The 7,610-nt window shown below is 70.8% G+C and carries 9 protein-coding genes and 1 pseudogene; 6 read left to right on the top strand and 4 right to left on the bottom strand.

What is annotated here, in order from left to right; translation table 11 throughout:
* Positions 1-132: 132 nt before the first annotated feature.
* Genes MJ783_RS02095 through MJ783_RS02085 form a run of 3 tightly spaced genes read right to left on the bottom strand, consistent with a single transcriptional unit; the run spans position 133 to position 2,470 of the window.
* Positions 133-597, bottom strand: a complete 465-nt coding sequence (locus MJ783_RS02095) for a hypothetical protein (protein ID WP_239308197.1) — start codon at positions 595-597, stop codon at positions 133-135.
* A gap of 5 nt (positions 598-602) precedes the next feature.
* The gene (locus MJ783_RS02090) at positions 603-1,484 is read right to left on the bottom strand and encodes an ABC transporter permease (RefSeq protein ID WP_239308196.1); all 882 of its coding nucleotides are present in this window, start codon (positions 1,482-1,484) and stop codon (positions 603-605) included.
* Complete coding sequence (locus MJ783_RS02085) at positions 1,481-2,470, bottom strand: ABC transporter ATP-binding protein (protein ID WP_239308195.1); 990 nt, start codon at positions 2,468-2,470, stop codon at positions 1,481-1,483. Before MJ783_RS02085 ends, MJ783_RS02090 begins: the two co-directional genes overlap by 4 nt.
* 212 nt (positions 2,471-2,682) lie before the next feature.
* Here MJ783_RS02085 and MJ783_RS02080 point away from each other — a divergent pair, with 212 nt between their 5' ends.
* Both MJ783_RS02080 and MJ783_RS02075 read left to right on the top strand, forming a co-directional pair.
* Positions 2,683-3,081 (top strand): BlaI/MecI/CopY family transcriptional regulator, encoded by a 399-nt coding sequence (locus tag MJ783_RS02080; protein WP_239308194.1) that lies wholly within the window; start codon positions 2,683-2,685, stop codon positions 3,079-3,081.
* On the top strand, positions 3,081-4,007 hold the full coding sequence (locus MJ783_RS02075) for a M56 family metallopeptidase (RefSeq protein ID WP_239308193.1): 927 nt from the start codon (positions 3,081-3,083) through the stop codon (positions 4,005-4,007). Before MJ783_RS02080 ends, MJ783_RS02075 begins: the two co-directional genes overlap by 1 nt.
* A 44-nt stretch (positions 4,008-4,051) precedes the next feature.
* On the opposite strand, the gene MJ783_RS02070 is transcribed toward MJ783_RS02075, so the two are convergent.
* Positions 4,052-4,906 carry a hypothetical protein gene (locus tag MJ783_RS02070; RefSeq protein WP_239308192.1) on the bottom strand — a complete coding sequence of 285 codons (855 nt, stop codon included), beginning with the start codon at positions 4,904-4,906 and terminating at the stop codon, positions 4,052-4,054.
* Positions 4,907-4,992: 86 nt separating this feature from the next.
* On the opposite strand from MJ783_RS02070, the gene MJ783_RS02065 reads away from it, so the two are divergent.
* From MJ783_RS02065 to MJ783_RS02050, 4 genes and pseudogenes are all read left to right on the top strand, one after another.
* On the top strand, positions 4,993-5,376 hold the full coding sequence (locus MJ783_RS02065; RefSeq protein ID WP_239308191.1) for a BlaI/MecI/CopY family transcriptional regulator: 384 nt from the start codon (positions 4,993-4,995) through the stop codon (positions 5,374-5,376).
* A gap of 3 nt (positions 5,377-5,379) precedes the next feature.
* Positions 5,380-6,288: a M56 family metallopeptidase gene (locus MJ783_RS02060; protein ID WP_239308190.1), complete on the top strand. Its 909-nt coding sequence runs from the start codon at positions 5,380-5,382 to the stop codon at positions 6,286-6,288.
* Positions 6,289-6,427: 139 nt separating this feature from the next.
* Complete coding sequence (locus tag MJ783_RS02055; protein WP_239308189.1) at positions 6,428-7,084, top strand: response regulator transcription factor; 657 nt, start codon at positions 6,428-6,430, stop codon at positions 7,082-7,084.
* Positions 7,081-7,610, top strand: a pseudogene (locus MJ783_RS02050) (sensor histidine kinase); the annotation flags it as partial. The gene MJ783_RS02055 and the pseudogene MJ783_RS02050, both read left to right, overlap by 4 nt.

Genomic DNA, 7,610 nt, shown 5'->3' with positions numbered 1-7,610 from the left:
GGAGGTGACGGTGCAAGGCCGACGGATCGGCCAGGCTCGACACCGCTCGAAGGTCCAGCCGTCGATGACGGCCAGCGTCGCAAGGGCGGCGGTCAGGAGCCCAGCCGCGCCGACCGCGATCACCGCCGTGGTTCAGGTGGTGTCGAAGCAGCCGTCGAACTCGAACACCGGGTTGATGACGTCCTTGCCGGTGGTGGTGTGGAGGGTGACGGGTCCGACGATCTTAGCTGGGCCACCGGCCTGGTAACAGCCGTTGGATCGCACCTGCAGCTCGAACTTGCCGTCCTGGTTCTTCCCGGCGCCGTCGGTCCAGCGGACCTGGCAGGCCCAGTCACTGCCCGCGCCCTTGTCCTGCGTTCCTGGAGTGCTCCGTTGGCAGCTGGCTTTCGTAGCGACCGCGGCCGGGGTGAGCCCGGGGTGGCCGAGCAGGGCCTGCTGTTGGACGTAGAGGTTGGCGAAGACGGAGCCGAGAGAGCCTTCCACCCGCGGCCGGGTGACATCGGTAGCGCAACCGCCCAGAACGGCGGCCAGCGCGGCCGCGGCGCCGGTCGCGAGGACCGCACGGGGCATTCGGACACGGATGGTGAATCGTCGCATACGGGTCATCCTCCGGTGATGTCACGTCGGCGCAGCGCCAGGTAGGCGACGGCCAGGCAGCTTGTGATGTAGCCGGCGCTGACCAGCGCACCCTGATCCAGTTGCCCGTAGTACGGATGCGCCGCCAGCAGGCCGTGCCAGGCGTCGAACGGGGTGACCAGCAGCAGGTGGCGGATCGTGTCCGCGCCGTTGAGGAACGCGTAGAGCTGCATGAGCAGCCCGAGGATGATCGGGCCGACGATCCCGGCGGGGCTGCTGCGGGTGAGCACCGACAGCATGATCCCGAGGGCGGTGAACCCGAGCAGCGGCAGCAACGCGCTCGCCCACGCCGCGAGCACCAGCTCCGCGGCGCGGCCCGGGGGCAGCAGGGTGCCCGACAGGCTTTCCAGTGGCTGGTGGCCGACCAGCAGGACGCCCGCGGCCAGGCAGCTGACCGCCAGGACGGCGAGGACGAGGGCGGCGAACGTAGCCGCGGCCAGCGTTTTCGCCCAGAAGATCTGGGTGCGGCTGTGTGAGCGGGTCAGGATCGTCTTCCAGGTGCCGTGCTGGTCCTCGCTGGCGAAGATGTCCCCAGCGACCAGGCTGGTCAGCAGCGGGAACACCCATTGGGCGGCGAACCCGAGGATGAGCAGCGGGGTGGCGAAGCCGCTGGCGTGTAGCCACCGGCCGTACAGGGTGTCCTTGGGCAGGCGGTCCTGGCGGTCGAGCAGCACCACGAACACGAACGGCGCGGCCAGGCAGACGGCGAGCGTGACGCGGGCACGGGCCTGGGCGGCGAGTTTCGTGACCTCCCACCGGTAGGCGGTCGTCACCCGGCCGCGGCCGGCCGGACCGGTCTCGATGGTTGCCGGGGGCGTAGTGGCCGTCGTCGTGGCCGCGGTGCTCATCGGGTCCCTCCGGTGCGAACGTGCGGCTGCGGGGCGGGGATATCGGCTGCGGATATGTCAGCGGCCGGCCGGTCGGGTTCGGTGAGCATGAAGAACAGCGACTCCAGCGGCGCGACCTCCAGCCCGAGGGCCCGTACGGCGATACCCGCCCGGCCAAGGGTGATGATGTAGGCGTCCGCCGCGGCGGGCTGGGCGCGCAACGCCAACCCGCCGTCCGGGTGGACCGACACGGCGACGCCGGGGCGGTCGATGGCCAGGTCCAGCGCCCGGTCATCGTCGCTGGTCGCCAGCCGGTGGGACGGGTCGGGCGCTTGGGCGCGCAGCTGGCTGATCGAACCGTGATAGACGACCCGGCCGGTACGCATGATCGTGACGTTGTCGCAGATCTCCTCGACCTCGTCCATGTTGTGGCTGCTCAGCAACACGGTCAGCCCACCCGCGGCAAGCCGCTTGACCAAGGCGCGCATGTCGCGGATACCGGCCGGATCCAGCCCGTTGGCCGGCTCGTCGAGGACGAGCAGCCGCGGGTCGCGCAGCAGGGACGCGGCCACCCCGAGCCGCTGACGCATCCCGAACGAGTAGCCACCGACCTTGTCCCCGGCCCGGCCGGCAAGGTCGACCAGGGTGAGGACCTCGTCGATCCGGCTGTCGGCGCCACCGCCGTCGAGCCCGGCCAGCAACGCCAGGTTCCGCCGTCCCGACAGGTAGGGGTAGAACCGCGGGCTTTCGATGAACCCCGCAACCCCGTCCAACGTCGCCGGGCCGGCCTGCGCCCAGCTGCGGCCGAACAGCCGCAGCTCCCCGGCGTCCGGGCGGATCAGTCCGAACAGCATCCGCAGGAACGTCGTCTTGCCCGCCCCGTTCGGGCCGAGGATGCCGTACACCTCCCCGACGTCCACCCGTAGATCAACATGATCCACCGCGGTGAGGCCGCCGAACCGTTTGACCAGACCGGTGGCCTCCACCGCCGGTACGCCAGCCGCCATACATCCTCCTCCGAGTATCTACTACTCATCGAATAGTAGATTGCCGCGCGAAGGTGGCACGTGACAGGTCCGATCGCGAGAACCTGGGGCCCCTCGGGAAGCGAGTCGACGGCCGGCTCCCCCACTACGACGGCCGGCACGGCGGGCTGAGTGTGCTAACGACCCACCAGCTCGTACTATCAGCTTGATAGTAGTGAGGGACGGAGAGGCAGTTGGCGAAGAGGCGGGAGCCGGGGGCGCTCGAACGTGAGGTGCTCGCCGCGATCGCGGCGGCCGGCCGGCCGCTCACCCCGGCCGAGACACTCGCCGAACTCGGCGAACCACTGGCCTACACCACCGTGATGACCACCCTCGCCCGCCTGCACGACAAAGGCGCCCTCACCCGGCAGCCGGCGGGCCGCTCCTACACCTACGCGCTGGCCGCCGGCCCGGACACCCTCGACGCCGCCCTCACCGCCCGACAGATGACCCGCCTGCTCGGCGCCGGCGCCAACCGGGCCGAAGCGCTGGCCCGCTTCGTCGCGGACCTGCGTCCGGAAGACGAACAGCTCCTCGCCGACATCCTCGCCAGCCACCACACCCACGCCGGCTCGGACGACAGGCAGCGGTGATGACGGCCGTCGCGCTGATCCCGTTCGTCACCAGCCTGCTGCTGACCGTCAGCGGCGGCCGGCTCGGCCGGCGGCTGCCGCCCGCCGCCGCCACCCGGCTGCTGACCACCGCCTGCCTGGTGACCGCCCTGGCCACCGGCTTCATCCTGGCGGTCGCGGCCTTCACCCTGCTCGCCCCGCTGCCCCCGCTCACCGCGGTCGGGCACTGGTCAGCCGCTGTTGTCCGCGGCCACGACCCGCTGCCCGCCACGGCCGGGCTGCTGCCGGCGTTCACCGTCGCCGGGCTGGCCGCCAGCGCCGCCCGCCGCGCCGTCCTCGTCGGCCAGGACCTCGCCGCCGCCGAATTCACCTGCCGGCGGCTGGGCCCCGCCCCCACCGGCCTCGTCATCGTCGACGACGACCATCCCGACGCCTACACCCTGCCCGGACTCACCGGCCGGATCGTGGTCTCCACGGCGATGCTGCGCGCGCTGCCCGCCGACGAACGCCGGGTGCTGCTCGCCCACGAACACTCCCACCTGCGCCACCGCCACCACGCCTACACCCAGCTCGCCAGCCTCGCCGCCGCCGCCAATCCGCTGCTGCGGACACCCGCCGCCGCCGTGCGCCTCGCCGTCGAACGCTGGGCCGACGAGGACGCCGCCGCTATCGCCGAAGACCGGGCTGTGGTCGCCCGAGCCCTGGCCCGAGCCGGCCTCGCCCGCACCAGCACACTGACCACTCCGACCGTGGCGCTCGGCGCCGTGCACACCGACCTCGCCCACCGAGCGCGGGCCTTGCTGGACCCGCCCCCGAAGCCGCGGCCGGCCCTGGCGATTGCCCTCGCCGCGCTCGTCCTGACCACCGCAGCCGCCGCGGTCGACACCGCCCATACAACCGAAGGCCGGTTTGAACGCGCGCAGGCAACCTATGCGCACCGATCCTGACCGGTCGCCAGACAGCCCGCGACATCCTGCTCGCCGATCTGCATTCAGTCGATGTCGGCTGGACGGAACCGCGGCCGTACCTGCTGGGGAAGGGCCGGGTCCTGCGGATCGATGTTTCTGATGGCTCCGTCGTCGACACCGCCGCGTTGGATGTCACCGCGCGTCACTGTCAGGTAGCCGACCAGGCTAGCAATCACAACGAAAGCGGTGAGGGCGACCAGGCCGTCGCCGAGGCCCACACCGGACCTTTTCGCCGGCTTGCCGAGCCAGTCGGCGAACGAGGCACCCAGCGGCCGGGTCACTACGTAGGCGAACCAGAAGGCGACGACCTCGTTCAGCCCGAACCGCCACCAGGCGACCACCGGCATCAAAATGATCACTGCGAACAGGATGCCTGAGGGCAGATAGCCAAAGCGCAAGGAGTCCGCGGTGAGATCGCCGGCGGCGGTGCCCAGCGCGAAGGTCGCGAGCACGGTCAGCCAGTAGTAGGTCTCCCGGCGGCGGGTCACGATGCTGTGGATCGACAGCGTTCCCTCACTGCGGTGCCACGTGTAGAAGACAGCCGCGAGGACCACAAGATAGAGGACCGTCGAACCGATGTGGCCGATGGGTGGCCCGTCGGCGACCATGGTGCCGAAGACCGCGACCATCATCACCGCGAACCAGTAGACGGGAGCGGAGTAACGGCGGACCCGGAACTGCAGCCAGAGCGCGAACGTGAAGCCGAGGAGGCCGATCGTGCCCGCGAGCACCAGGTTGACGTGCGCAAGGTAGTCCGAGGCCGCCTCGCCCATACCCGTCGTCAGAATTTTGACAACCCAGAACAATGCTGTGATCTCCGGAACCTTGGGAGCGAGGGGCTCGCGGCTGCGGGTCTGGTTGTCCGGCAAAGAAGGCATCGATGTCTTTCTGGATGGGCGGCGGGAGCATTTCAGGCAGCCAACATGGCTGCTACAAACTACTACAGGCAGGGTAGGTTGAGGATGTGACAACCCGATCGGATGACGGGCCGCGGCGCCGGCCCGGACAGCTGGAAGCTGAGGTGCTGGCGGTGTTGTGGGCCGCCGAGAGGGCGATGTCGCCAGGTGAGGTACAGACCGTCATCAGCGGGAGCCTGGCCTACACGACGGTGATGACCATCCTCAACCGGCTGCACGCCAAAGGCGTGGTGACCCGGACAGCGGACGGGCGCACGTTCGTCTACCAGCCTGCGCAGAGCACGGCCGAGTTCACCGCCCAGCGGATGCGTGGGCTGCTGGAACAGGTCGACGATCCAGCCGGGGTGCTGGCCCGGTTCGTCGACACGCTGAACCCCGGCGAGGAGCAGGTGCTGCGCGATCTGCTCGACCGGCCCCGGCCGGAGAGCTGACCGGTGCGGCTGGCTATCTGCCTGGCCGGCGCGGCAGCGCTCGTGCTGCTGGCGGCCGCCCGGCCGGCGGCCCGGCGCCTGCCGCCCCCGCGAGCGGCGCTCCTGCTGGCCGCCGCCGCCCTCGGCACCGCGGCGGTGTGGATCGTGGTCGTCGGTCTGCTGACGCTCCTGCTGGTCGGGCAGGTGCCACCGGTCGCGGCGCTCGGCCGCTGGTCGGCCAGCCTGGTCGGCGCCGGCGACCCGGTACCACCGGCGGCTTCGGTTGCGGCGTGGGTCGCCGTCGCGGTGGGAGTGGCCGGGTGCGGCACGCTGGCATGGCGGCTGGCCGTCGAGGCACGCCGCTGGCTTCCCGCCTACCGGCACGCCGCATGCGCCGGGACGCTCGTCGTCATTGATGATCCGACCCCCGCCGCGGTGGCGGTGCCCGGTTGGCCGGGACGGATCGTGGTCAGTTCCGGGATGCTCAAGGCGTTGCCCCCTGCCGAACAGCGGGTGCTGCTGGCCCACGAACGCTGCCACCTCGACCATGCGCACTGGCTCTTCCGGTTCGCGGTGCGGCTGGCCGCCGCGACCTGCCCGCTGACCCGGCCGCTGGTGGCTGCCTGCGACCAGGCTCTGGAGCGGTGGGCGGACGAGACGGCCGCTGCCGCGACCGGCGATCGACGGCTGACCGCGCAGGCCGTCGCCCGTGCTGCCCTCGCCCGGCACGACAGCGCCCTCACCGCGGCGGGTTTCACCGACGGGCAGGTCTCCGCCCGGATCGAGGCGTTACTGGCACCGCCGCCCCGAGGACGCTGGGCCCCCGCCGTCGTACCGCTGCTCCTGCTGACCATGGCCGCCGCATGCGCGTTGAAAGCCGGACATGATGTCAACGAGCTGTTCGAAGCCGCCGAAAACGCGATCCGTTCCTGATCGGAACAAGCAGGGTGGCTCCGTCCTCCGCCTCGCGATGCGCGCACCCCAGCCCTATTCCTTGATCCACGCCCCTGTTACCGTGCGCTCTTGCGCCGGCGTCGCCGTATGCATACTGGCGGCTGTGGAGGGATCGCGGGTGCTGATCGTGGAGGACGACCCGGCGTTGCGCGGCGTCCTTGCTCGCGGCCTGCGTGAACAGGGCGCGGTCGTGACCGCGGTGGCCGACGGGTCGTCCGCCCTGTCGCGGTTCGCCGACGACAGCGGTTTCGACGTGGTCGTGATGGACGTGGGCCTGCCGGATTCTGACGGCCGGGATGTGTGTCAGGCCCTGCGCGCGCGTGGTGTGCACGTCCCGGTACTGTTCCTCACCGCGAGGGGGAATATCACCGACCTTGTTTCGGGTTTCGCGGCCGGCGGCGATGAGTACGTTGCGAAGCCGTTCCACTTTGCTGAGCTCGTGGCCCGGCTGGGGAGCCTGCTGAGACGGGCCAGGCCCGCGCCCGTCTCGGTGTCCGGCGGTCTGCGTCTGGACCCGCGCGGCCATGTACTGGCCGGCGCGACCACGAACGTGCGTCTGACCCCGACGGAGTACCGAGTCCTTGCCCGGTTGATGGCGTCGCCCAGCGAGGTGGTGAGGCGGCGGGAGCTGGTGGACGCGGGCTGGCCCACCGGGGCGATCGTCTACGACAACACCCTGGATCAGTATGTCGCGAAGCTTCGCCGCAAGTTGGCGCTGGTGGACGATTCGCGGGCAATCACGACTGTCCATGGTGTCGGGTACCAGTTCACGTGAGAGGGCCTTCGACGCTGCGGGGCCGGATCGCGGTGGTGGCGGTCGTGACCACCGCGGGCTGGCTCACGGCGCTGACCGTGGCGTTCAATGCCGCGCTCAGCGCGCAGCTGCGGCAGCAGGCCGACACTGTGCTGCGGACACGGGCAGAGGCTGTCGCCAGCACCGTCGAGGTCTTCACCGGCGGTGCGGTCTCCATCCGTGATGTACGCGATGACAGCGCGATCGATACCGGAACGTGGATCTTCGCGGGTGGCCGCGCGGTGGAGGAGCCACCCGGCGGGGCCACGTTACTGGGCCAAGCCAGCGCCCTGACCGGCATGGGCGAACGGACAGTGACGACGGGTGGCGCCTCTCCGGTCCGGTTGTTCGCGCTGCCGGTGACATTGCAGGGCCGGCAGGCGGCCACCGTCGTCGTCAGCCTGTCGCTGGCCCCCTACCGGCAGACCGAGAAGATCGCTGTCGTCGGCAGCCTGCTGCTGGCGCTGCTCCTGCTCGTCGGCGTATACCTGGTGATACGGGTCAGCAC

The sequence above is a fragment of the Protofrankia sp. Cj3 genome (assembly GCF_917627355.1).
Classification (GTDB): Bacteria; Actinomycetota; Actinomycetes; order Frankiales; family Frankiaceae; genus Protofrankia.
Note: the sequence above shows the minus strand (reverse complement) of the source record. Positions and strands in the feature narration are given on the sequence as shown.

Coding starts and splice junctions, on each gene's coding strand:
- MJ783_RS02095 (WP_239308197.1), bottom strand. CDS start 597: ATGCGACGATTCACCATCCGTGTCCGAATGCCCCGTGCGGTCCTCGCG.
- MJ783_RS02075 (WP_239308193.1), top strand. CDS start 3,081: ATGACGGCCGTCGCGCTGATCCCGTTCGTCACCAGCCTGCTGCTGACC.
- MJ783_RS02090 (WP_239308196.1), bottom strand. CDS start 1,484: ATGAGCACCGCGGCCACGACGACGGCCACTACGCCCCCGGCAACCATC.
- MJ783_RS02085 (WP_239308195.1), bottom strand. CDS start 2,470: ATGGCGGCTGGCGTACCGGCGGTGGAGGCCACCGGTCTGGTCAAACGG.
- MJ783_RS02070 (WP_239308192.1), bottom strand. CDS start 4,906: ATGCCTTCTTTGCCGGACAACCAGACCCGCAGCCGCGAGCCCCTCGCT.